The organism is Martelella endophytica, from assembly GCF_000960975.1.
Classification (GTDB): domain Bacteria; phylum Pseudomonadota; class Alphaproteobacteria; order Rhizobiales; family Rhizobiaceae; genus Martelella; species Martelella endophytica.
The window spans coordinates 2,317,358-2,339,718 of sequence record NZ_CP010803.1 but is presented as its reverse complement, the minus strand read 5'-3'; the positions used below and the strand labels follow the sequence as shown (position 1 = coordinate 2,339,718).

The 22,361-nt window shown below is 61.8% G+C and carries 23 protein-coding genes; 12 read left to right on the top strand and 11 right to left on the bottom strand.

Features of this window, described 5'->3' with window-relative positions; all coding sequences use genetic code 11:
- The first annotated feature begins 129 nt into the window (after positions 1 to 129).
- Positions 130 to 1,254 carry a glycosyltransferase family 4 protein gene (locus TM49_RS10565; protein ID WP_045685113.1) on the top strand — a complete coding sequence of 375 codons (1,125 nt, stop codon included), beginning with the start codon at positions 130 to 132 and terminating at the stop codon, positions 1,252 to 1,254.
- Between the two features lie 6 nt (positions 1,255 to 1,260).
- Here the strand turns inward: TM49_RS10565 and TM49_RS10560 are convergent, their stop codons facing one another.
- Entirely contained in the window at positions 1,261 to 1,725 is a 465-nt protein-coding gene (locus tag TM49_RS10560; RefSeq protein WP_045681134.1) for an Lrp/AsnC family transcriptional regulator, read from the bottom strand.
- A gap of 196 nt (positions 1,726 to 1,921) precedes the next feature.
- Here TM49_RS10560 and trxB point away from each other — a divergent pair, with 196 nt between their 5' ends.
- A complete protein-coding gene (trxB, locus tag TM49_RS10555; protein WP_045681131.1) occupies positions 1,922 to 2,899 on the top strand; it encodes a thioredoxin-disulfide reductase in 978 nt (325 codons plus the stop codon).
- A 20-nt stretch (positions 2,900 to 2,919) separates the two neighbouring features.
- On the top strand, positions 2,920 to 3,816 hold the full coding sequence (locus TM49_RS10550) for a LysR family transcriptional regulator VtlR (protein ID WP_045681130.1): 897 nt from the start codon (positions 2,920 to 2,922) through the stop codon (positions 3,814 to 3,816).
- Positions 3,817 to 4,111: 295 nt separating this feature from the next.
- On the opposite strand, the gene TM49_RS10545 is transcribed toward TM49_RS10550, so the two are convergent.
- On the bottom strand, positions 4,112 to 4,327 hold the full coding sequence (locus tag TM49_RS10545) for a cold-shock protein (protein WP_045681128.1): 216 nt from the start codon (positions 4,325 to 4,327) through the stop codon (positions 4,112 to 4,114).
- A gap of 552 nt (positions 4,328 to 4,879) precedes the next feature.
- Between TM49_RS10545 and TM49_RS10540 the strand changes: the two genes are divergently transcribed.
- Complete coding sequence (locus tag TM49_RS10540) at positions 4,880 to 5,983, top strand: DUF1176 domain-containing protein (RefSeq protein ID WP_082074704.1); 1,104 nt, start codon at positions 4,880 to 4,882, stop codon at positions 5,981 to 5,983.
- A 103-nt stretch (positions 5,984 to 6,086) separates the two neighbouring features.
- Here TM49_RS10540 and TM49_RS22635 read toward each other — a convergent pair whose 3' ends face one another.
- A complete protein-coding gene (locus TM49_RS22635) occupies positions 6,087 to 6,461 on the bottom strand; it encodes a hypothetical protein (RefSeq protein ID WP_052699805.1) in 375 nt (124 codons plus the stop codon).
- A gap of 323 nt (positions 6,462 to 6,784) precedes the next feature.
- On the opposite strand from TM49_RS22635, the gene TM49_RS10530 reads away from it, so the two are divergent.
- Together TM49_RS10530 and TM49_RS10525 are read left to right on the top strand one after the other, a co-directional pair.
- A complete protein-coding gene (locus tag TM49_RS10530; RefSeq protein ID WP_045685112.1) occupies positions 6,785 to 7,987 on the top strand; it encodes a pyridoxal phosphate-dependent aminotransferase in 1,203 nt (400 codons plus the stop codon).
- A 129-nt stretch (positions 7,988 to 8,116) separates the two neighbouring features.
- Positions 8,117 to 9,226: a transporter substrate-binding domain-containing protein gene (locus TM49_RS10525; protein ID WP_082074703.1), complete on the top strand. Its 1,110-nt coding sequence runs from the start codon at positions 8,117 to 8,119 to the stop codon at positions 9,224 to 9,226.
- Here TM49_RS10525 and TM49_RS10520 read toward each other — a convergent pair.
- A complete protein-coding gene (locus tag TM49_RS10520) occupies positions 9,202 to 10,119 on the bottom strand; it encodes a LysR family transcriptional regulator (protein ID WP_045681120.1) in 918 nt (305 codons plus the stop codon). The two genes, TM49_RS10525 and TM49_RS10520, sit on opposite strands and share 25 nt — an antisense overlap.
- 95 nt (positions 10,120 to 10,214) lie before the next feature.
- On the opposite strand from TM49_RS10520, the gene TM49_RS10515 reads away from it, so the two are divergent.
- The 3 genes from TM49_RS10515 to TM49_RS23970 all read left to right on the top strand — a co-directional run bounded on the left by TM49_RS10515 (position 10,215) and on the right by TM49_RS23970 (position 13,164).
- On the top strand, positions 10,215 to 11,243 hold the full coding sequence (locus TM49_RS10515; RefSeq protein WP_045681118.1) for an NAD(P)H-binding protein: 1,029 nt from the start codon (positions 10,215 to 10,217) through the stop codon (positions 11,241 to 11,243).
- Between the two features lie 401 nt (positions 11,244 to 11,644).
- A complete protein-coding gene (locus TM49_RS23795; protein ID WP_201777041.1) occupies positions 11,645 to 12,475 on the top strand; it encodes a sulfatase-like hydrolase/transferase in 831 nt (276 codons plus the stop codon).
- A complete protein-coding gene (locus TM49_RS23970; RefSeq protein WP_201777040.1) occupies positions 12,472 to 13,164 on the top strand; it encodes a sulfatase-like hydrolase/transferase in 693 nt (230 codons plus the stop codon). The genes TM49_RS23795 and TM49_RS23970 overlap by 4 nt, the downstream gene beginning before the upstream one ends.
- Before the next feature lie 48 nt (positions 13,165 to 13,212).
- On the opposite strand, the gene TM49_RS10505 is transcribed toward TM49_RS23970, so the two are convergent.
- From TM49_RS10505 to TM49_RS10495, 3 genes are all read right to left on the bottom strand, one after another.
- Positions 13,213 to 14,313, bottom strand: coding sequence for a calcium:cation antiporter (locus tag TM49_RS10505; protein WP_045681116.1), 1,101 nt, complete (start codon positions 14,311 to 14,313; stop codon positions 13,213 to 13,215).
- A 14-nt stretch (positions 14,314 to 14,327) separates the two neighbouring features.
- The gene (locus tag TM49_RS10500) at positions 14,328 to 15,443 is read right to left on the bottom strand and encodes an alkene reductase (protein WP_045681113.1); all 1,116 of its coding nucleotides are present in this window, start codon (positions 15,441 to 15,443) and stop codon (positions 14,328 to 14,330) included.
- Positions 15,444 to 16,278: 835 nt separating this feature from the next.
- Positions 16,279 to 16,926, bottom strand: coding sequence for an MBL fold metallo-hydrolase (locus tag TM49_RS10495; RefSeq protein ID WP_045681111.1), 648 nt, complete (start codon positions 16,924 to 16,926; stop codon positions 16,279 to 16,281).
- A 170-nt stretch (positions 16,927 to 17,096) separates the two neighbouring features.
- Here TM49_RS10495 and TM49_RS10490 point away from each other — a divergent pair, with 170 nt between their 5' ends.
- The 3 genes from TM49_RS10490 to TM49_RS10480 all read left to right on the top strand — a co-directional run bounded on the left by TM49_RS10490 (position 17,097) and on the right by TM49_RS10480 (position 19,793).
- Positions 17,097 to 17,642 (top strand): MarR family winged helix-turn-helix transcriptional regulator, encoded by a 546-nt coding sequence (locus TM49_RS10490; RefSeq protein WP_244464843.1) that lies wholly within the window; start codon positions 17,097 to 17,099, stop codon positions 17,640 to 17,642.
- A complete protein-coding gene (locus TM49_RS10485) occupies positions 17,642 to 18,349 on the top strand; it encodes a response regulator (RefSeq protein ID WP_045681110.1) in 708 nt (235 codons plus the stop codon). The genes TM49_RS10490 and TM49_RS10485 overlap by 1 nt, the downstream gene beginning before the upstream one ends.
- A 70-nt stretch (positions 18,350 to 18,419) precedes the next feature.
- A complete protein-coding gene (locus tag TM49_RS10480; protein ID WP_045681108.1) occupies positions 18,420 to 19,793 on the top strand; it encodes an ATP-binding protein in 1,374 nt (457 codons plus the stop codon).
- A gap of 4 nt (positions 19,794 to 19,797) precedes the next feature.
- On the opposite strand, the gene TM49_RS10475 is transcribed toward TM49_RS10480, so the two are convergent.
- The 4 genes from TM49_RS10475 to TM49_RS10460 form a co-directional block, all read right to left on the bottom strand.
- Positions 19,798 to 20,142, bottom strand: a complete 345-nt coding sequence (locus TM49_RS10475) for a tRNA-binding protein (RefSeq protein WP_045681106.1) — start codon at positions 20,140 to 20,142, stop codon at positions 19,798 to 19,800.
- Positions 20,143 to 20,228: 86 nt separating this feature from the next.
- On the bottom strand, positions 20,229 to 21,080 hold the full coding sequence (proC, locus tag TM49_RS10470; protein ID WP_045681104.1) for a pyrroline-5-carboxylate reductase: 852 nt from the start codon (positions 21,078 to 21,080) through the stop codon (positions 20,229 to 20,231).
- A 1-nt stretch (position 21,081) separates the two neighbouring features.
- On the bottom strand, positions 21,082 to 21,582 hold the full coding sequence (locus TM49_RS10465) for a type III secretion system chaperone family protein (protein WP_045681101.1): 501 nt from the start codon (positions 21,580 to 21,582) through the stop codon (positions 21,082 to 21,084).
- A 395-nt stretch (positions 21,583 to 21,977) separates the two neighbouring features.
- A complete protein-coding gene (locus TM49_RS10460; RefSeq protein WP_045681099.1) occupies positions 21,978 to 22,241 on the bottom strand; it encodes an accessory factor UbiK family protein in 264 nt (87 codons plus the stop codon).
- Positions 22,242 to 22,361 lie beyond the last annotated feature (120 nt).

Genomic DNA, 22,361 nt, shown 5'->3' with positions numbered 1-22,361 from the left:
GACTGCCGGCCGTTCATAGCCGATCGGCAGAAGAGCGCAAGGTGCTTTCGAACCCATTTCGCCTTCGCTATGCTTGCGCGGTGCACAACTGCTTGCTACCGATCGCCCGAAACCAAGCCGGAGAAGGCCATGAAGACCGCACGCATCATGCAATTGCTGCCCGCCATGGGCGATGGCGGCGTTGAACGCGGCACGCTCGAAATGGCCGAGTATCTGGCCGCCAAGGGCGTCGAAAACTGGGTCGTGAGCGCCGGAGGGCCGCTGGTCGATGCCCTCATCGGAACCGGAACACATCATATCGAGATGAAGGTCGGTGCCAAATCGCCGGCATCGATCCTCGCCAACGCCGTGAAGCTCGCACGTCTGATAGACGACCACCAGATCGACATCGTCCATGCCCGAAGCCGCGCGCCAGCCTGGGCGGGATATCTCGCCTGCATGCGGGCACGCTGCCATCCGCGCTTTCTGACGACCTTCCATGGCGTCTATGGCCACGGCAATCGCTTCAAGCGCGCCTATAACGGCGTGATGGTGAAGGCGCCGATCATCGTCGCCAACTCCGCCTTCATCCGCGATCACATCATCTCCGTCTATGGTGTCGAGGACGATCGCATCATCGTCGCGCCGCGCGGCGTCGATACCAATCTCTTCAACCCGCAGCTGATCGCGCCGGCCACGCTCGATGCGACCCGGGCGGAGCTTGGCGGCAGTCCGCTCGTCGCCATTGTCGGACGGATCACCGAGTGGAAGGGTCACCGCTATCTGATCGAGGCCATGGCGCTGGCGAAGAACCGCGACTTCCACCTCGCGATCGTCGGCAGCGGCAATGACACGGTGATCGCCGCCCTGCAGACGCAGATCGCCGATAAGGGCCTTGGCGACCGCGTGAGGATCACCGGCAGCCGCCGTGACATCCCGGCGGTGATGGCCGCGGCCGACCTCGCCATCTCTTCCTCGGTGCGCCCTGAGGCCTTCGGCCGGGTCGCGATCGAGGCGCAGGTGATGGGCACGCCGGTGGTCGCGACCGCCCATGGTGGCAGCCTGGAGACGGTCATCGACGGCAAGACCGGCTTTCTGGTGCCTCCTGCAGATCCGCAGGCGATGGCGGATGCCATCGACAGGGCGCTCGCCGAGCCTGTTGCGCTTGCCGAAATCGGCGCCGCCGCCCGACGGCACGTGCTCGAAAACTTCACCGTCGAAACGATGCTGGAAAAGGAATACGCGGCCTATCAGCGACTGATGAAACGCGACTGACCCATTTCAGAGAGACACCAGTCCCGCCTTTTTCACCTGCCGGATGGTGAGCATGGTGCGCACTGTATGGACATGGGTGTTCGTGGTCAGCACCTCGATGACGAAATCCTGGAACTGCATCAGGTTTTCGCAAACGCAATGCAGCAGGAAATCGGTCTCGCCGGAGGTCATCCAGGCCTGACGCACCATCGGCCAGTCTTCCGTCGCTTTCGAAAAAGCCTTCAGTTCGGTCTCCGACTGATGCTTGAGGCCGACCATGCAGAAGGCGACGAGGTCATAACCGAGCTTCGGCGCGTTCAACATTGCGTTATAGCCCTCGATGATCCCGGCCTCTTCCAGCCGGCGCACCCGGCGCAGGCAAGGTGGCGCGGAAATGCCGACGCGCTCTGCAAGCTCGACATTGGTCATGCGGCCATCACGCTGCAGTTCCCGCAAAATCTTGATATCGACGGAATCGAGATCGGCGCGCATTCATGTCTCCTGATCGTGCCCGCGCGAACCGCGTCGCGCGCAATATTATTACAACAGTCCGCAGGATTCTTTCAACAGTATCAAACTGCCCTGTTGGTATGAGGCGCAATGGCCTTGAAACACACGTGCTTCCGTCCATAAATGGGGGCCAGACAGATGAATGCGGTCGGCGCTGCGCCGGCCAGAAGGATTAGACATGGCAGACCACCACACGCAGGTGCTCATCATCGGGTCCGGCCCGGCCGGCTACACCGCCGCAATCTATGCGGCGCGGGCGATGATGAAACCGGTGCTGATCGCCGGCCTGGAACAGGGCGGCCAGCTGACCATCACGACGGATGTCGAGAACTATCCGGGCTTCGCCGATCCTATCCAGGGACCGTGGCTGATGGAGCAGATGCTTGCTCAGGCTGAAAATGTCGGTACCGAAATCGTCAACGACCTCGTCACCAGGCTCGATCTCTCCGCGCGACCCTTTGTCGCGACCACTGATTCGGGCGAGGTCTGGACCGCCGACACGGTGATTCTCGCCACCGGCGCCAAGGCGAAGTGGCTCGGGCTCGACAGCGAACAGGCCTTCAACGGCGGCGGCGTTTCCGCATGCGCCACCTGCGATGGTTTCTTCTATCGCAACAGGGACGTGGTCGTGGTGGGCGGCGGCAATTCGGCCGTCGAGGAAGCCCTCTACCTCGCCAACATCGCCAAGAGCGTGACGATCGTGCATCGGCGCGACTCCTTCCGCGCCGAAAGAATTCTGCAGGAACGGCTTTTCGCCCTCGAAAATGTCAAAGTCATTTGGAATCACGCTGTTGAGGAAATAGTAGGCACCAGTGCCGTGCCGCCGCTTCCTCCGTCTGTGACCGGCGTGCGCCTGAAGAATGTGAAGACCGGCGAAACGCAGACGGTCGACGCCGACGGCGTGTTCATCGCCATCGGCCACACGCCGCAGGTCGACCTCATCCGCGACCAGCTGCGGCTGAAGCCGAACGGCTATCTCTGGACCGAGCCGGGCACGACGAAAACCAGCATTGACGGCGTCTTCGGCGCCGGCGATGTGACAGATGACAATTACAGACAAGCCGTGACGGCAGCCGGGATGGGCTGCATGGCGGCACTTGAAGCGGAACGCTATATCACCGGGCAAAAGACTGGTACGCTGGCCGCCGCGGAGTAGGGACAATGAAAAGTACGAGCATGCCTCTGGACTGGGACAAGCTGCGGATATTCCATGCCGCAGCGGAGGCGGGCTCGTTCACCCACGCGGCCGACAAGCTCCACCTCTCCCAGTCCGCCATCAGTCGCCAGGTCTCGGCGCTGGAACAGGATGTCGGCGTCAAGCTGTTTCACCGCCACGCCCGCGGCCTGATCCTCACCGAGCAGGGCGAACTGCTCTACCGGACGGCGCACGACGTGCTGCTGAAGCTCGAGGGCGTGCGCACCCGGCTGACGGAAACCAAGGAAAAGCCCTCCGGCAAGCTGCGCGTCACCACCACGGTCGGCCTTGGACAGGGCTGGCTGACAGACAAGGTGCAGGAATTCCTGCAGCTTTATCCAGACATGCAGATCCAGCTCATCCTCGACAACGAGGAGCTGGATGTGAACATGCGCCATGCCGATTGCGCCATCCGCCTGCGCCAGCCGCAGCAGCCGGACCTGATCCAGCGCAAGCTGTTCACCGTGCACATGCATGTCTACGCCTCGCCGTCCTATATCAACCGCCATGGCGAGCCGCAGTCGATCGAGGATCTCGACAACCACCGGATCATCTCGTTCGGTGAACCAGCGCCGAACTATCTGCTCGACGTGAACTGGCTCGAGATCGCCGGCCGCTCGCCGGACAATCCGCGTCCAGCCCACCTGCAGATCAACTCGCTGACCTCGATCAAGCGCGCCGCCCTTCTCGGCATCGGCATCGCCATCCTGCCGGATTATATCGTCGGGCGCGATCCGGGCCTGCTGCAGCTCGTCACCCACGCCGACGTGCCGACCTTCGACACCTATTTCTGCTATCCGGACGAGATGAAGAACTCGGCAAAGCTGAAGGTCTTCCGCGACTTCATCGTCGCGAAATCGCGCAACTGGAGCTTCTGAGGAAACGCGCGTCTTCGCGCGGGCGCGGAATGCTTAAAGAAAACGCGTCCAGCACTCGGGGACAGAGTGCCGCTCATCCTGCGCATGGGCGCACCAGACATGCTTTCATGCCAAGGAAAGGTCGTCAGCCGCGCGCTGAGACAGGCGAGCGCGCGCGGCTGGTAACGGTGACGAAAGCGCAGCCTCTCTTGAAAGAGACCTTGCCGCGCCGCTAGCCTTGAGAGCCCCGCCTCCTCTCGGAAGCGATGCGCATATTCAAGGCGCCCGGCGCCAGCGCCCGATGGGCGCGGGACTTTTAGTCCGTGACCTGGAGGTTGACCGCCTTGGGGCCTTTGCCGCGGCGGTCCGGCTCCGTATCAAAGCTGACTTTCTGGTTCTCCGTCAGCCCGGTCAGGCCGGAGGACTGAACGGCGGAAATATGGACGAAAATGTCCGCGCCGCCATTGTCTGGCTTGATGAAGCCATACCCCTTGTCAGTGTTGAAAAATTTTACTGTGCCAGTCTCGGCCATGCTTCAAGGTCCTTTGCTCACCGCCTCTTTTCCAGTGAAGGCGGATATTCCAATGCGTGAGTGCCCCGGAGAGGCAGTGCAGGCGTTTCTCGAATTTGGAGGAAAGGTACCTTTATTAACGCGGTTCGCCTGGGTGCGCACGCAGGCCAGATCATTCAAACCGCCCGGAAAATTAGCGTTCCCGTCGCGCATGGAGATTATATGGTCTTCCCGTGCTCGCAAAATGCCCGAACACGGACAGAATGCGGTGTTTGTGGTGGTTTGGCAAGCGAAACTTTCGTGGTGCTTTCATGATTGATGCAAGCCGCCTTTGTTTCTATCGCGGCCAGCGATTATCGCCCCGCCTTCCAAGAAGAGCGGGATCGGATATACTGATACCACTTGTCGATATGTTTTGACCGAGGGGCGGTGCGAAACTGTGGTTATAGCCCGCGCCGATGCCGCCGCCCCTAGCCTTACTCCGGCAAGCTGGTGTAGGACCGGGCGGAACCACCCCGCAATCGGCGGCGCGCGGTGGTTGCGCGCTTCGGTAAAACAGGCCGGGAGACAATCATGCGGCAGCCATTTCGGTTCATGGCGACGGTCGCCCTTTTCATGGGGGGCGCCGTTCCAGCGGCGTCAGCCTTCGAATACCGCCAGATCGAAGGCTGGGCGGTGAGCTGCAACAATGCCTATGGCTGCACCATCTCCCTCACTCCGTCCGCCGGCGGCGGCGCAAACGGCTCCGAACTCGCGGCAATCCAGTGGCACCGCACCTCCGCCCCCAACGCCCCGCTGACGCTGAGCCTGCCGTTTCCGCCGGGCTTCTTCCAGAAAGGCGACCCCAAGGGTCAGTACCGGATCGTTGTCGACGGCGTCGAAGCCTTCTCGACCGGCATCGCCGGGCTGGCCGAGGATGACGCCCTCGGCGCCTTCGGCATCAGCGATCCCGACACACTGATGGTACTGTTTCGCCGGATGAGCGATGGCCATTCCGCAACGATCAGCTATTCCGGCGGCCTCGGCGCGTTCTCGGCTGACATCGCGCTCACCGGACTTGCAACCAGCGCCCGCTTCGTCGACACGCTGCAGAGCCGCGACGGGCATACCGATGCCCTGGTGGAGACCGGCCTGGTGGAACCGCCGGCCGATCCCGCCGTCTGGGCGATCAGCCGCTACGACCAGCTTCCGGATTCGATCCTGCGCAATCTCTCCGACAAGAACAGCGCCTGCTATACCGACGAGCAGCACCTGCAGCAATCCGATGCCTTCGCATTCAAGGGGAATTGGGGAACGATGGTGCTGCTGCCCTGCGGGCCGAGCGGGGCCTATAACCAGCCCTATCAGATGTATGTCGGCAAGGACGAGGATTTCCACCGCGCCGAGTTTCCGAATGTCAGCGATGCCGGCATCACCGTTCTCGACACGGTCTACAACGTCAACTTCGATCTCAAGAACCTCAAGCTAACCTCAGTCTTTCTCGGCAGGGGTCTCGGCGACTGCGGGCTGGCGCACTACTGGAAGATCGAAAGCCAGTTGTCCGGCAACCCCCTGGTCCTGACGCATGAACGCGCGAAGAATGCCTGCGACGGGACCGATGTCGGCGCGGAGCACTGGCCGATCAGCTGGCGCTCGGAAATCCGGATTAAGGCAGAGGAAGGCAACGACGATGATTGATCCCACACGCGCCTCCTTCGGCCGAGCAGGTTAAGGGTCGATGCGGCCCGCGTTGGGCCGATCTTGCCGCGGCAAGGCCCGGGAAATCCGGGCTTCTCAAGACTTACAGCAGATCGAGCGTCTCGCGCTGCTTCTGGCGCTCGGCGTCGGCGCGCAGGTGGTCGACATTCTCGCGCCAGAGATAGGAGGCGCCGATCACCATGGCGACGCAGATTGCCAGCATCAGCCCGATCAGCAAATCGCGCGAGAGCGCCTCGGTGAAGATGCCCTGCAGCGTCTGCGATGACGGTGCGGTAACGGGAAGCCGCAGATAGTCGCCGAAGATCAGGACCGAGCTGTCCGGCCCGCCGGTGGGAATGGCGGGGATGATCTGCTGCGCCGATGCGGCGCCCGGCAGAAACACAACCATGCCCGCAGCCGCCCAGCGCTTCAGGGAAGGCTTCAAAAACCCTGCCAACATCTGCTTGATTGTCTTCATCTGGCCATTCCTTCTGCAGTTCTTTCTCTGCTGATCTCGATAAGGCCATCAAATTGCGACGTCATTCGGACCGAAGGCGGTCGAAACAGACCCTTTTTGGGGCGACAAAGTGACAATTGCATCCTGTAACGATGCAATCACAGATAGTTGCCATTGTCACGGGTTCCGACGGGTCGCCGGATGGTTTGCGATCCCTGCGCGCCGGAATTGCCCCTGCGGTGACGATAGCGCTTGAAACGATGGGCGAATTGCGCTTAGACCATGCAGTTGAAAAGGCGATGGCCGCCCTTTCATCGATCAATCAAGCTATCAGGACCTACATCATGGCACTCCTTGCTGACGCCCTTTCTCGTGTAAAGCCCTCGGCCACCATCGCGGTGGCACAGAAAGCGCGCGATCTGAAAGCGAAAGGCCGTGATGTCATCAGCCTTGGCGCAGGCGAGCCCGATTTCGACACGCCGGACAATATCAAGGCGGCGGCGATCGAGGCGATCAATCGCGGCGAGACCAAGTACACGCCGGTTCCCGGCATCCAGCCGCTGCGCGAGGCGATTGCCGCCAAGTTCAAGCGCGAGAACAACCTCGACTACAAGGCTTCTCAGACGATCGTCGGCACCGGCGGCAAGCAGATCCTGTTCAACGCCTTCATGGCGACGCTGAACCCCGGCGACGAAGTCGTGATCCCGGCACCCTACTGGGTGTCCTATCCGGAAATGGTGTCGCTGTGCGGCGGCACGCCGGTTTTCGTATCCGCCAGCCAGGAGCATAACTTCAAGCTCCAGCCGGAGGACCTCGAAAAGGCGATCACGCCGAAGACCAAGTGGTTCATCTTCAACTCGCCCTCGAACCCGTCGGGCGCAGCCTATTCGCATGACGAGCTGAAGGCGCTCACCGACGTGCTGATGAAGCACGAGAATGTCTGGGTGCTCACCGACGACATGTACGAGCACCTGACCTATGGTGACTTCAAGTTTGTCACCCCGGTCGAAGTCGAGCCCGGCCTCTACAACCGCACGCTGACGATGAACGGCGTTTCGAAGGCGTATGCGATGACCGGCTGGCGTATCGGCTATGCCGCCGGCCCAGCCGAGCTGATCACCGCGATGACGACCATCCAGAGCCAGCAGACCTCGGGCGCCTGCTCGATCGCGCAGTGGGCCTCGGTCGAGGCGCTGAACGGCACGCAGGATTTCATTCCGGAGCGCAAGAAGGCTTTCGAAAAGCGCCGCGACCTTGTGGTTTCGATGCTGAACCAGGCCACCGGCCTTGATTGCCCGACGCCGGAAGGCGCGTTCTACGTCTATCCGTCCTGCGCCGGCCTGATGGGCAAGACTGCGCCCACCGGCAAGGTGATGGAGACCGACGAGGATTTCGTCACCGAGCTCCTGGAATCGGAAGGCGTTGCCGTCGTCCACGGCTCGGCCTTCGGCCTTGGCCCGAACTTCCGGATTTCCTACGCGACGTCGGAAGAGCAGCTGGAAGAGGCCTGCAACCGCATTCAGCGCTTCTGCGCCGCCTGCCGCTGAGCACGACAGGCACTGCTGCATAAGAGGCGCGCCATCATGGCGCGCTTTTTTTGTCGAGCAACCGGCTCGCGCTTAACAGCCCGCGGCAAAGGGGCTATAGACGACAGGTTGTAACGCTTGGACGCCCTGATGAAGTCGAATTTCCAACGCTCCGGCCCATTGCTGTGGCTGATCGGGCTTTTTGTCGCCGCGCTTTTGTCCGGCCTTTGCCCACCCTCCGTTTCGCATGCCCAGCAGAACGACGAGGATTGGGCGATCGGCGTCAACCCCGTTCCGCCATTCATGATGCAGGACCAGGACGGCAGCTGGTACGGGCTCGGCATCGATCTGATGAAATCTATGACCGACAATCTGGGGATCGGCTACCATATGGTGGAAACCGCGCCCGAGGCGATGGTCGGCGCTGTCCGGGATGGCACGCTCGACGCCGCGATCGGCGCCGTGCCGATCAACGCCGCCGACGAAGCGATCATCGATTTCTCACTGCCCTATTACAGCGGCGATATCGGCGTGGCCTTGAGGCTGGTCGACAGGCTCGGGCCGCAATTCATCTTCCGCATCCTTGCCTCGCCAGCCTTCCTCTACATGCTCGGCCTGCTTACCGGTCCGGTCTTCGTCATCGGCGCGCTGGTCTGGTTCGTCGAGCGCCGCGCCAATCCCGAACAGTTCGAGCCGCGGCCCGCGCGGGGCCTGTTTTCAGGCTTCTGGTGGGCGGCGGTGACGATGACCACGGTCGGCTACGGCGACAAGTCGCCGGTGACCTTCATCGGCCGTCTGCTCGCCATGGGCTGGATGATATCCGCCCTGATCCTGGCGAGCATTACCACGGCCCAGCTCGCCGCCGGGCTCACTTCCTCGCTGAATACCAATTTCATCGACAGCATCGGCGACCTGTCGGGCCTCGACGTCGGTACCATCGGCCAGTCATCTGCCGCGACGGAACTGAAGGTGCTCAACATTCCGGCCACACACTACGACACCATCGCCGATGGCCTGACCGCGCTGGAGCGCCGCGAGATCGACGCCTTCGTTTATGATCGGGCGGCGCTGCAATGGGCGCTGCGGCGCTATCGCGACCTCTATCTTACAAATCTGCAGTTCTCGCAGCAGAGCTACGGCCTGATCATGCCCCAGGACAGCCCCGACCGCGACCGCATCAACATCGCCATTCTCGATACGCTGCAGACGCAACAGTGGCACCTGATCGTCGAGCGCTACCTGCCTTCGGACGGCGATTGATCACCGCTGCAATAGCGCTTCATGCCGCCGACCAAAGCGTCGAAGACGACCCGGCAGCGCGGCGAGTGACGCAGGTCCTCATGCATCGCGACCCAGGTCGGCAGGCTGAAGGGGATCTGGCCGGCGAGCACCTCCACCAGGTTCGCGTCCCGCCGACCGAGCGCCAGTTGGCAGAGGCCGAAGCCGCAGCCGGCACGAATGCCGGCAAGCTGGGCAAGATTGCTGTCGGAACGCAAGTTGAAACGGGGCAGAGGCACATCAGGAAACGCCTTCAGCGTCTCGCGCACATAGGCCAGCGGATTGTCGAAGCCAATGGTGGGGAAGCCCGCAAGGTCGCCGAGCGACTGCGGCGTGCCGTGGCGCTCGATGACGTCCCGCCTTGCAAAGCAGCCAATGGCGATCTGGCCGACAGACCGCGCAATCAGCGCGTCCTGCACCGGCTCGACCATGCGCACCGCAAGGTCGGCCTTGCGATGCAGGAGATCCTCGACCTGGTCGGAGACCGATATCTCGATCTCGAGGCGCGGATGCTCAGCCATCAACGGCGCCAGGATGGAGGGCAGCACTTCGATGGCGATGACATCGCTGGCGCTGATGCGCACCGAGCCGGACACGCTGTCCCCGGTTCCCGATGCCGTACGCCGCAATGCGTCGGCGGTGGCCGCCATGGCCGCAGCAAGCGGCTTCATCGCGACCGCGGTGTCCGTCGGCTCCAGGCCACGTTGAGAACGCGTGAAGAGCTGGCGCCCGGCGCTCGCTTCAAGCGCCTCGATATGCCGCCCGACGGTCGGCTGCGTCAGCCCCAGCTGGCGCGCGGCCGCTGACAGCGAGCCAGTGTCGATCACGGCGAGCAATGTGCGGTAGAGATCCCAGTTCGCGTTCGGTTGAAGCATAATTTATGTATAGCTGAGATACAGATTTATACAATTCCGTTTATTAACCGTCTCCCCCATCTTGCGTGCAGCAAATCCGTCGCAAGGAGACAGTCATGCCAGACCTGACCCGCATCGATAAACCCATCGCACTCGTCCTTGGCGCCACCGGCGGCATCGGTGGCGCTGTTGCCAGCGCGCTTCATGCCCGCGGCTATCGCGTCAGGGCGATGCATCGCAATCCCGCGCCCCACGCCCGCGAGACGCCGCAATTTGAATGGGTGAAGGGCGATGCGATGAACCGCGAAGACATCATCGCCGCCTCTGCCGACGCGAGCCTCATTTTTCATGGCGTCAATCCGCCCGGCTACAGGAACTGGAAGACGCTGGCGATGCCGATGCTGGAAAACACGATCGCCGCCGCCAAACAACGCAATGCCCGCATCCTGTTTCCGGCGACGATCTACAATTTCGGTCGCGACGTGCTGCCGGAGCCGAGCGAGGACAGCCCGCAGAACGCCACCACCCGCAAGGGCCGGATCCGTGTTGCAATGGAAGAACGGCTGCGCGAGGCCGCCTGGGAAGGCATCCAGGTCATCATGGTGCGTGCCGGCGATTTCTTCGGCGGCGCGGCAGCTGGCAACAGCTGGTTCGGACAGGTGGTGAAGCCCGGCCAGCCGCTTCGCGCCATCATCCGCCCAGCCACGCCCGGTGTCGGCCACCAGTGGGCATACCTGCCGGATCTTGCCGAGACCTTCGCACGGCTCAACGAACGGGCCGATGAGCTGCCGACCTTCGCACGCTTCCATTTCGAGGGCTTCTACGATGAGGACGGGATGCAGATGGCCGAGGCGATCCGCCGGGTCGCCGGCAATCCCAACCTGAAAATCCGCCCCTTCCCCTGGTTCATCGTGCCGCTGCTGGCGCCGTTCATGACGCTGATGCGCGAACTCCTCGAAGTCCGCTATCTCTGGCGCGTGCCGCTGCACATGCATAACGACAGGCTCGCCGCCTTCCTCGGCGAAGAGCCGCGCACACCGATCGACGCCGCGATCCGCACCGCCATGGCCGAGATCGGTGTCACGCTACCGGATGTTCAAAACGTGCGGCACATTCCCCATCCGGCTGCCCCGAGCCGTGAATGATCCTTCGCTGGATATAGACGAGACGGATGGCGGCGGCGCCTCTGATTTTCGGGCTGTTTCAAAGGTTAATAAAATGTTAACTTGAGTGTGAAGAGGAATTGGTGCGGATTCTCCTTTTTTTTTACAGAACAAAACTCACACCGGAACTTAAACGCAGTTTAGAAGAAAACTTGCTGCTTAGTATGTATGTTTTGAAAAGGTATCCGATCGACCCTCTTCCGAATTAACGGGGCAAATTCAGGGAGACGGACATGAGTGACGAGATGAATCGTGAGGATGGGGGGACCCCCGCCGCACCGAGGGGATTAACACGGCGAAATCTTCTTCTGAGTTCGAGCGTGCTGGGCGCGCTTTCTGCAATTTCGGTCACAAACGCTCCACGGAACGCAAGAGCACAGACTATGGGCGCGAAGCCGCGGCCGAATATTCTGGTGATCTGGGGGGACGATATAGGTTGGCAGAACGTGTCGGCCTACGGCATGGGCACCATGGGGTACCTGACCCCGAACATCGACCGTATCGGCAAGGAAGGTGTGCGCTTCACTGACCACTACGCCCAGCCGAGTTGCACGGCAGGTCGCGCCGCCTTCATCACAGGCCAGTATCCGATACGCTCGGGCATGACGACCGTCGGCCAGCCCGGTTCGGCGCTTGGACTGCAGGCGGCATCGCCGAGCCTTGCCGAGGTGATGAAGGAAGCGGGTTACCGGACAGCACAGTTCGGCAAGAACCACCTTGGTGACCGCAACGAGCACCTGCCCACCGTTCACGGCTTCGACGAGTTCTTTGGCAATCTCTATCACCTGAACACGCAGGAAGAGGCCGAACAACGCGACTATCAGCGCTTCGGGAAGGCCTTCTCCGGCAGTCTCGAGGACTACGAAGCGAAATTCGGTACCCGCGGCGTGCTTCACACCAAGGCTACGACCGTTGATGATCCGTCCGAGGATCCGCGTTTCGGCAAAGTCGGCATGCAAACGATCGAGGACACTGGCCCTCTGACCCAGGAGCGGATGAAGAATTTCGACGGCGCCGAGATCGTCCCGCGCGCAATCGAGTTCATGGGGGCAGCAGCCGAGGCCAACGAACCCTTTTTCGTCTGGGTCAATCCGAGCCGCATGCATCTCTATACCCGCCTCAACGAGGATTGGCGCTATGCCGCCGAAGCCTACACATCGGAGGCCGACATGCACGGATCGGGCATGCTTCAGCCGACCACGATGTCGGCGTGATCCTCGACTGGCTGGATGAACAGGGCCTCGCCGAAAACACCATCGTCTGGTACTCGACGGACAACGGTCCCGAACATTCCGCCTGGCCGCATGGCGGAACGACGCCATTCCGGGGCGAGAAGATGACCACCTATGAAGGCGGCGTGCGCGTGCTTTCAATGTTGCGCTGGCCGGGCGTCGTCGAGGAAGGCAAGGTGCTGAACGGCATTCAGGCGCATCAGGACATGTTCACGTCGCTCGCGGCAGCCGCCGGTGTTGAGGATGTCCAAGCGCTGGTGATGGAAGAAAAGCAGCAATATATCGACGGGCTCAACAACGTCCCCTACTGGACGGGAGAGAGCGAGTTCTCGGCGCGCGACCACATCTTCCATTACTATGAAAGCAAGTTGACGGCCGTGCGGATGGGGCCCTGGAAATTCCATTTTTCCACCAAGGAGGACTATTACGACAACCTCGTTCCGAGAACGGCGCCGATGGTCTTCAACCTGAGAATGGATCCCTTCGAGAGCTATGATTCGACGGATTCCTACGGCCATCTTATGCAGAAAGTGTCGTGGCTGGTGCAGCCGATGAACGCCCTGATGCAAGAGCATCTGGCAACGCTTGCGGAATATCCGCCTGTCCAGGGCGGCGCCTCGTTCGACATGTCCAATATCGTCGAGCAGTTCATGCAAAACGCGCTTCAGTGATACAGCGCCATAATCTCGAGGCGCCCCGTCCGACCTAGGCCCGGCGCCTCACAATCCCAGCACAGAAAGCATGATGAAGGTCGCGAACAGGACGAAGTGGGTCATGCCCTCGATCGCGTTGGTCTCGCCGTCATTGACGTTGATGGCGGCGGCGATCAGCGTGATCGTCACCATGGTGATCTGCACCGGCGTCATCGCCATGGTGAAGGGCTGACCGGAAAACAGCGCGATCGCCTCGACCACCGGCACGGTCAGGATCACGGTCGAAAGCGACGCGCCGAGCGCGATGTTGACGACAGCCTGCATCCGGTTCTTCAGCGCGGCACGCATGGCGGTAAGGATTTCCGGGCCAGCGGCAATGGCGGCAACCAGGATGGCGGTGAGCGCCGGCGGTGCGCCCGAGCCTTCAAGGCCGTGGTTGAGGAAGGCCGACATGAACTCGGCGAGCAGGCCGATCAGCACAACGCCGACGAGGATGACAACGATCGAGACGGCAACCGAGCCCTCCTCCTCGTCCTCGCCATGGGCTTCAGCCGGCACTTCCGACTTTTTCCGGTTCGGATAGCGATAGGCGAAGAAATAGCTGTGCTGGCCCACCTGCATACGCAGGAACAGCGCATAAAGCGCCAGCATGGCGATGATGGTGAAGCCCGAATAGTAGTGCCAGCTCGCCTCCGGGACGAAATCCGGTACCACCATGGAAATGCCCATGGCCGTCAGGATCATCACCGAATAGGTTCGACCGGAATCGTCATTATAGGGCTGCTCGCCGTGCTTCAGCCCGCCGATCAGCGCGGCAATGCCGAGAATGCCGTTGATGTCGAGCATCACGGCCGAATAGATAGTGTCGCGCACCAGCGTCGGCTGCTCGGCCCCGGTCATCATGATGACCAGTATGAGCACTTCGACGGCGACTGCCGACAGTGTCAGGATCATTGTGCCATAGGGGTCGCCGGCCTTGGCGGCCAGCACTTCGGCATGATGGGCGACCCGCATCGAAGCGCAGGCGATCGAGATGACCAGTGCGGCGGCTGCGATGTTGGCGACAAGCTGGCTGCCTTCGAGCAGGCCGTGCTCAAGCTGCCACGCTACGAGCCCGACCACCGCGGCCTGGATCAGCAGGAGTTCACCCTTGAGAAATTTAAGCATCTGAAATCGCGCCGTCAGCCGCCGAGCACGGGGTAGTCGACATACCCCTCCGCCCCGCCACCGAACAGGGTCCGCTGGTCGACAGGATTGAGTTCCGCATTGATCCGCAGGCGCCGCACGAGATCGGGGTTGGCGATGAAGGAACGGCCGAAGCAGATCAGGTCAGCACGTTCCTTTTCGAGCGCGTCAATCGCCAGTTGCCGATCGTAGCCGTTGTTCACCATCCACGCGCCGGTGCCATCGGTGCGATAATAGGTCTCGCGCATCTGCTCGTAATCGAACGGTACGGGACCCTGCACGTAATTGCGTTCGCCGCCGGTCGCGCCCTCGATGACGTGCACATAGGCGAGATCGTAGGCGGAAAGCTGGCTGGCGACATAGTTGAACAGCGCCTGTGGCTTGTCGCCCTGGATATCGTTGGACGGCGCCACCGGCGACAGTCGGATCGCGGTGCGGCCGGGGCCGATCTCGCGCGAGATCGAGCCGACGATGTCGAACATGAAGCGCGCCCGGTTTTCAAGTGGACCGCCGTAAAGGTCGGTGCGCTGGTTCGGGCCGGAGCGCATGAACTGGTCGATGAGATAGCCATTGGCCGCATGAATTTCGACGCCGTCGAATCCGGCATCCATGGCGCGCGACGCGGCGCGGCGGAAATCGTCGATGATCCCGGAAATCTCGAATGGCTTCAGCGCCCGCGGCATCGAGGTCTCGATGAAATCGCTCGTGCCATCGGGATAGATGACGAAGGTCTTGGCCTTGGCCTGAATGGCGGAGGGGGCAACGGGCGGGTCGCCGAAGGGCTGCAGCGACTTGTGCGAAATGCGGCCGACATGCAGCAGCTGGCAGAAGATCTTGCCGCCCGCCTCGTGCACGGCGGTCGTCACCTGACGCCAGCCCTCGACGCAGGCATCGTTATAGATGCCCGGGGTATGCGAATAACCCTGCCCCTGCTCGGTGATCGCCGTCGCCTCGGAAATGATCAACCCCGCCGTCGCCCGCTGCCGGTAATATTCGACGTTGAGAGCATTCGGCACGGCATCCGGCGTGCGATTGCGCATCAGGGGGCCCATGACAATGCGGTTTTCGAGCGTGACGTCGCCAATGGTAATGGGGTCGAAGAGATTGGCCATAATTCTTTCCCGTGGCGGTCCTGAAAAGACCGCGTTCGTCCCTTACTAGCTCAAGGTAACCCGAGGCGCAATTTGCGCGCAGGCCGGCGGCATCGAAAGTCCCACCGAAACGGCGCGATTCCGCGACTATGAGAGATGAACGCAAAAAGAGAAGAAAAGGTATACGGCCAGGACAAGAAAATTGCCGCAGTGCCCATTTGACGACAGGCAAAAAAAGAAGGGCCTCCAAAAGGGGCCCTTTATAGGTGTGAAGGTAAAACCTCCAGAGGGGAACAGCTGCTGCAGCAGTGAAGAATCACTGCCCAACGCATCAGCTGATTACGATATGGTTCTTTTTTGTGCGCATTGCAATAGTTTTCATCGCCGGCTGCGAAAAAAAACAACAGATATTTGCGGGCAAAAAAAGAGGGCCACCGTGAAACGGGGCCCTTTTGAGTTAGAAGGCTTCTCAAAACCTCCAGAGGGGAACAGCTGTTGCGGTGCACCAGGGAGAAGTTGGGCACCAACTGCATCAGCTGCGTGCGATATGCTCTTTGATTAGGCAGAAGACAATGCATCTTTGTGCATGGCTGCCATGCGGAGAGCGAAATTTGCCGACAATTTTGCCTTTAATTTGATCTAGCGCCGCTATCGCCTATTTTATAGGCAGAAAACAACCCGGAAAACGTGTCCTCACCTCTACTGATTTAACCATTGGAAGAAGATCACTTGCCGCAGAGACCCTTTCGCCCGGACGCTGCCGTTCTGGCATTCGTCATTTGAGAGGAAGTGTCGGGCGCACCGCCCCTCTCTCCCGAATCGTCACGGCTTCAGGACTCAACCACCAGATTCCGTCCTAAAGTCCTCTCAGAAACGGATTGGTGCGGCGCTCCTCGCCGATTCGGCCGCCCGGACCATGCCCGCAGATGAAGCCGACATCGTCACCGAGCGGGAAGAGCTTGTCGTGGATGGAGGCCATCAGAGTGTCGTGGTCGCCGCCCGGCAGATCGGTGCGCCCGACCGACCCGTGGAAGAGCACGTCGCCGACATGGGCGAACTTCTGCAGGCGATTGAAGAATATGACGTGGCCCGGCGAGTGGCCAGGGCAATGGAAGACGTCGAAGTGATGATCACCGAAGCTCAGCGTCTCGCCTTCGGTCAGGAAACGGTCGGGCGTGCAGTTGCGCACCATTCCCGCCATGCCGAACCGCTCGGCGCTGTCTTCGATGCTGTCCAGAATGAACCGGTCGTCCTCGTGCGGGCCGAGAATGTCGATGTTCAGCCGTTCCTTCAGCTCCATCGCCCCGCCAGCATGGTCGAGATGGCCATGGGTCAGCCAGATTGCCTCGAGCGTGATGCCGTTCTCCTCGATCGTCTGGATGATGACGTCGGCATCGCCGCCAGGATCGACCACCACGCCGCGCCGGATCTCGAGATCGAACATCACCGTGCAGTTCTGCTGTAGCGGCGTGACGGGGATAATCCCGGCCTGAAGCTGTCCCATGTTGTGCAAATCACTCCTTGATTGCGTCCGCCGCAGGAGAGCCCGCTGTCCGAACGACTTCCATTTCTAGATGTTTGACCTTAAACCTATGGCAGACATGACCCCGTTTCAAATCCTATCGCGTGGCGGAGACGCATTCGGGTCGAGGCGAGACGGCAGGACAGCGACGGATGGGCGGCAAAGGAACCATGACGGTGGCCAAGAACGAGGCACTGAGGACCGACTTTTTTTCCACGCCCCTGCCCAGGGAGGCGGTGGAGGGATTTGAGATTGTCGAATTGCTGTTCTTCGCCTATCGCGATTTCATTGCGGATCCGGACGCCATTCTCGACAAGATCGGTTTCGGCCGCGCCCATCACCGCGTCGTCCATTTCGTCGGCAGCCGCCCGGGGATGAGCGTCGCCGACCTGCTGGATACGCTCAGGATCACCAAGCAGTCGCTCGCCCGCGTCCTGAAGCAGCTCATCGATGGCGGCTATGTTCGCCAGGCCGCCGGCCCCGAGGACCGGCGCCAGCGGCGGCTTTTCCTCACGCAAAAGGGCGAAACCCTGCGTCAGGAGCTGATTTCGCCGCAGCTTTGCCGCATCAGCAAGGCATTCGATCATCTTTCCGCGGATGAGCGTGCCACGGTGAAGACATTCCTGACCGAGATGTGCGACGGCGACCCGGAAGCGATGAAGGGTGCGCTCTCGGCGACGCGACCGCACGACGGATGATGGAGCATGCAATGAGCGAACGCCCCGGCGACGACGCCCCCCATCTGCTGATCGTCGACGATGATACCCGCATCCGCACCCTGCTGAAGCGCTACCTCGGCGAGCACGGCTATCGTGTCTCGACCGCCGGCGATGCGGCCGAGGCCCGGCGTAAGCTGGAAGGCCTCGACTTCGACCTCCTGGTGCTCGACGTGATGATGCCGGGCGAGGACGGGATCGAACTGACCCGCAGCCTCGCCGACATCCGCCCCGTACCCGTGCTGCTGCTGACGGCGAAGGCGGAGGCCGAATCGCGCATTCTTGGCCTTGAGGCCGGCGCCGACGACTATCTCGCCAAGCCCTTCGAGCCGCGCGAGTTGCTGTTGCGCATCTCCAACATCCTGCGCCGTGCCCAGCAGCCGAAGACGCCGGCCATCGAGCAGGTGATGTTCGGACCCTACACCTTCTCGCTTGCGCGCAAGGAGCTGAAGCGCGGCGCGACCGCAATCCGCCTGACGGAGCGCGAACAGGACATCATGACGATGCTTGCCGAAAACGCCGGCGAGACGGTGGCGCGCTACGACCTCGTTTCCAACGCCGCCGACATCAACGAGCGCACCATCGACGTGCAGATCAACAGGCTCCGCCGCAAGATCGAGACCGACCCCGCCAATCCGATCTACCTGCAGACCGTGCGCGGCATCGGCTACCGGCTGACGCGAGACTAGAGTGCTGAAGACACTGAAGCGAGATACGGCAAGAGTGGTCCGGCGCAGCTGCCGCAGCTTTCGGCGCACGATGCGGATCGTGGCGCGCCTGCCCGGCATCAGTCACACCCTCTTCGTCTACAAGAACATCGCCCGCTGGACGCATCACCGCCTGCCGCGCGGCCTGTTCGCGCGATCACTACTGATCATCATCGTGCCGATGCTGCTGCTGCAGGCCGTCGTTGCGACCGTGTTCATGGAACGGCACTGGCAGATGGTGACACGCAGGCTGGCCGATGCCGTCACCGGCGACATCACCGCCGTCATCGACCTGCTGGACGCGACAGACGACCGCTACCAGCGCGACATCCTCAGGATTGCGGCGCGCGACATGGGCCTGCGCGCTTCGATCGAGCCCGGCGGCCAGTTGCCGCCACCGCTGCCGAAGCCGTTCTTCGGCCTGCTCGACCAGGTGCTCGCCGAGCAGATCTCGCAAAAGATCGGTCGCCCCTTCTGGATCGACACGCTGGGCGACTCGCGTTTCGTCGAAATCCGCATCAAGCTCGACGACGGCGTTCTGCGCATCTATGCGAGGCGCTCGATGACCTATGCGTCGAACACCCATATCTTCATTCTCTGGATGGTCGGCACGTCGCTGGTGCTGATCGGCATCGCCACACTGTTCCTGCGCGGCCAGATCCGGCCGATTCTCAGGCTCACCCAGGCGGCGGAGGACTTTGGCAAGGGCCAGCGCTCGGCCGAGCCGTTCTCGCCGCGCGGCGCAAGCGAGGTCCGGCGCGCCGGCCTTGCCTTCATTCTGATGCGCGAGCGTATCGAGCGCCAGATCGAGCAGCGCACCACCATGCTGAACGGTGTCAGCCACGACCTGCGCACCATCCTCACCCGCTTCAAGCTGCAACTCGCCCTGATCGGTGACGGTCCGGAAACGGATGCGCTTAATGAGGATGTCGAGGAGATGCAGAAGATGCTGCAGGGCTATATCGATTTCGCCCGCGGCGATGCCGAGGAAACGACCGGGACGGCGAGCCTCGCCGCACTGTTCCGCCGCCAGCAGGACGATTTCGAGCTGAGCGGCAAGACGCTGACCTACACGGTCACCGGCCGCGATGCCGTCACCGTGCGACCAAACGCCTTTGGCCGCCTCGTCGCCAATCTCGCCTCGAATGCCAAACGCCATGCCGAACGGCTCGAAATCCGCGCCAACCACGGCGAGAAATGGCTGACGGTCACCTTTGACGACGATGGCCCGGGGATCGCGCCGGAACTGCGGGAGGACGTGTTCAAGCCGTTCCTGCGGCTCGATAACGCCCGCAATCTCGATTCGTCCGGCACCGGCCTGGGGCTCGCCATCGCGCGCGATATCGCGCGCTCGCATGGCGGCAACGTCGAACTTTCCGAAAGCCCGCTCGGTGGCCTCAGGGCGACGATCAAGATTCCCTGCTGAGTGACTACTGCAGCCGTTCGCCGTCCGGCACCTTGCGGTCGAGCGAAGCGAGCACGATCGCGCCGTCGGCATCGGCAAAGCCGAGCGTCAGCACCTCCGAGCGAACGGGCCCGATCTGCCGCGGCGGGAAATTCACCACCGCCATCACCTGGCGGCCGAGCAATGTTTCCGGTGTATAGTGGACGGTGATCTGGGCGGAGGATTTCTTCAGGCCGATCTCGGGACCGAAGTCGATGACCATCTTGATGGCCGGCTTGCGCGCTTCGGGAAAAGGTTCTGCCTCGACGACAGTTCCGACCCGGATATCGACCTTCAGAAAATCGTCGAAATTGATTTCATCCCCGACCATATGACCCTGCCTTTTTTGGCCTGCGACGCCGAATGCTTCCGGCGTGTCAGACGACGTGCTTCATCGGGACATATCATTTCAGGCGGTCAGCCGGCAAGTTCCTGCGAACGCTTGCAGGCCGCCTCCAGGGCACGGTCGAAGACCGGCTGCAGCCCGTCTTCGGCCATCAGATGTTCGAGGGCAGCAGCGGTCGTACCGCCGGGAGAGGTCACGTTCTTGCGCAGCGATGGCGCATCGTCACCGGTTTTGTCGAGAAGCGCGCCGGCGCCGATGACGGTCCCGCGCGCAAGCCGCATGGCAAGATCGGCATCGAGACCGAGCTTGCGCCCCGCCTCCGCCATGCATTCGACGAGATAGAAGGCATAGGCCGGGCCGCTGCCGGAGATCGCGGTCACGGCATCGATATCGGCTTCCTTCTCGACCCACTCAACTTGTCCGACAGCGGAAAGCAACGCGTCGGCCTTGGTGCGCGCGTCCTCGCTGACGCGGCCATTGGCGAAGGCGCCGATGACGCCGCGGCCGACCATGGCCGGTGTATTGGGGATGGTGCGGACCATGGCGAGCGGCCCGAGCCGTTCCTCGAAATAGGACAGCGTCTTTCCGGCCGCAACCGAGATTACCAGCGTGTTCTCGTCGATAATCGGCGCCAGCGTGTCGAGCACGGCATACATGACCTGCGGCTTGACCGCGAGGATGAGGATCCTGGCCTTGACGTTATCCGGCGGCGCCACGGCGTGGCGGATGCCCGAACTGTCGAGCAGGCTCTTCACCCGATTGGAGGGATTGGGATCGATAACGGTCACGTCGTCGCGCTTCAACCCGCCGGAGATCCAGCCGGCGAGCATTGCCCCGCCCATATTGCCGGCGCCGACGAGAACGAGCCCGTCTATCCCGCCGAGGCCTGACCCGCTGATATCCGGCCCGCTGATATCCGGCATGTCACGCCTCCCCGACCGTTTCGAACAGAACGGCCTTCATCGCATCATCTGCCGTCATGCCGGACCAGACGACGAACTGGAAAGCCTGGAAATAATTTTCGCACGCATCGAGCCCGTTGGAAAGCGTGCCCTCGACCTGCTGATTGGTCGGCTCGGCACCGCCGGCAAGCAGCAGCGAATGACGATAGACGATGACGTTTTCCTGCGGCCAGAAATCGAAATGCCCCATCAGCACCTGGCCGTTGACCTTGGACAGCAGCCGAACGATCTCGTTGGCCTTGTGCTCCGGCACGCGCAGATCGAAGGCGCAGGCGAGATGCAGCGCCTCATGATGGCTCATCCATGAAAACGAGACGTGGTAATCGGCCCAGCGGCCACCGACCGTCATCGCGATCTCGTCCTCCCCGGAACGCTCGAACGTCCAGTCGTTCGTGGCGGCCACGAACTCAATCATGTCCACCGGATTGCTCAGCCGTTCAGCTTCCCACTCGATGAGGCTCATAAACCACCTTCTTCAGCCGACACCAGCCGCCCGCACTCCCGCCGGGCCCGTCGAAACGGGAGGCGCCGGCCAGTCACCATTTCGAATCATCTATTAAAATCAGTGTATAATGCGCCGGAGCGAACACCAGCCCCTCCCCGGCCCGTTTCCGTCGCGCACTAGATTTCGCGCTCCTAAAATGATTCAGACCGGTGCCCTAAACGACTCTGCGGATTGAATTTTTTAACCATGTCCACAGGCCGGATTTTTTTTGGTGATAGATGGAAAAACCGGGGCACTCGCTTGCAAGTCATGGCCTGAGCGCCACCCAGGATGACAGCGCCCTCATCCGGCCAACAAAAAAGCGGACCGCCTGTGGGGTCCGCTTCGCAAGTCTCGCCGCTTGAAAGGATCGGCTATTCGCCGGTCTTGCCCCCGAGTTTGGCCTCAAGCGCATCGATCCGGGCCCGCAGGGCATCGTTTTCGTCGCGCGCCTTGATCGCCATATCGCGAACGGCGTCGAACTCCTCGCGCTTGACCACATCCATGCTGTTCAGCCAGCGCTCGACCTGCGCCTTGACGGCCGTCTCCAGGTCCTTGCCGGCACTCTGCATCGAGCCGGCGGCGTCGGTCATCAGCTTGGCGAGATCGTCGAGGATACGCGTGGTGCCGGAACTCATGGTCGATGTCTCCTTCTACGGCCGGTATGAGGGCGTCCAGTGCTTGCCTTTGACGTAGTCATGCTGGCATCGAAAGGCAAGACCATAGCCGAGCTCAGGCGGCTTGACCGGACAGGTTTA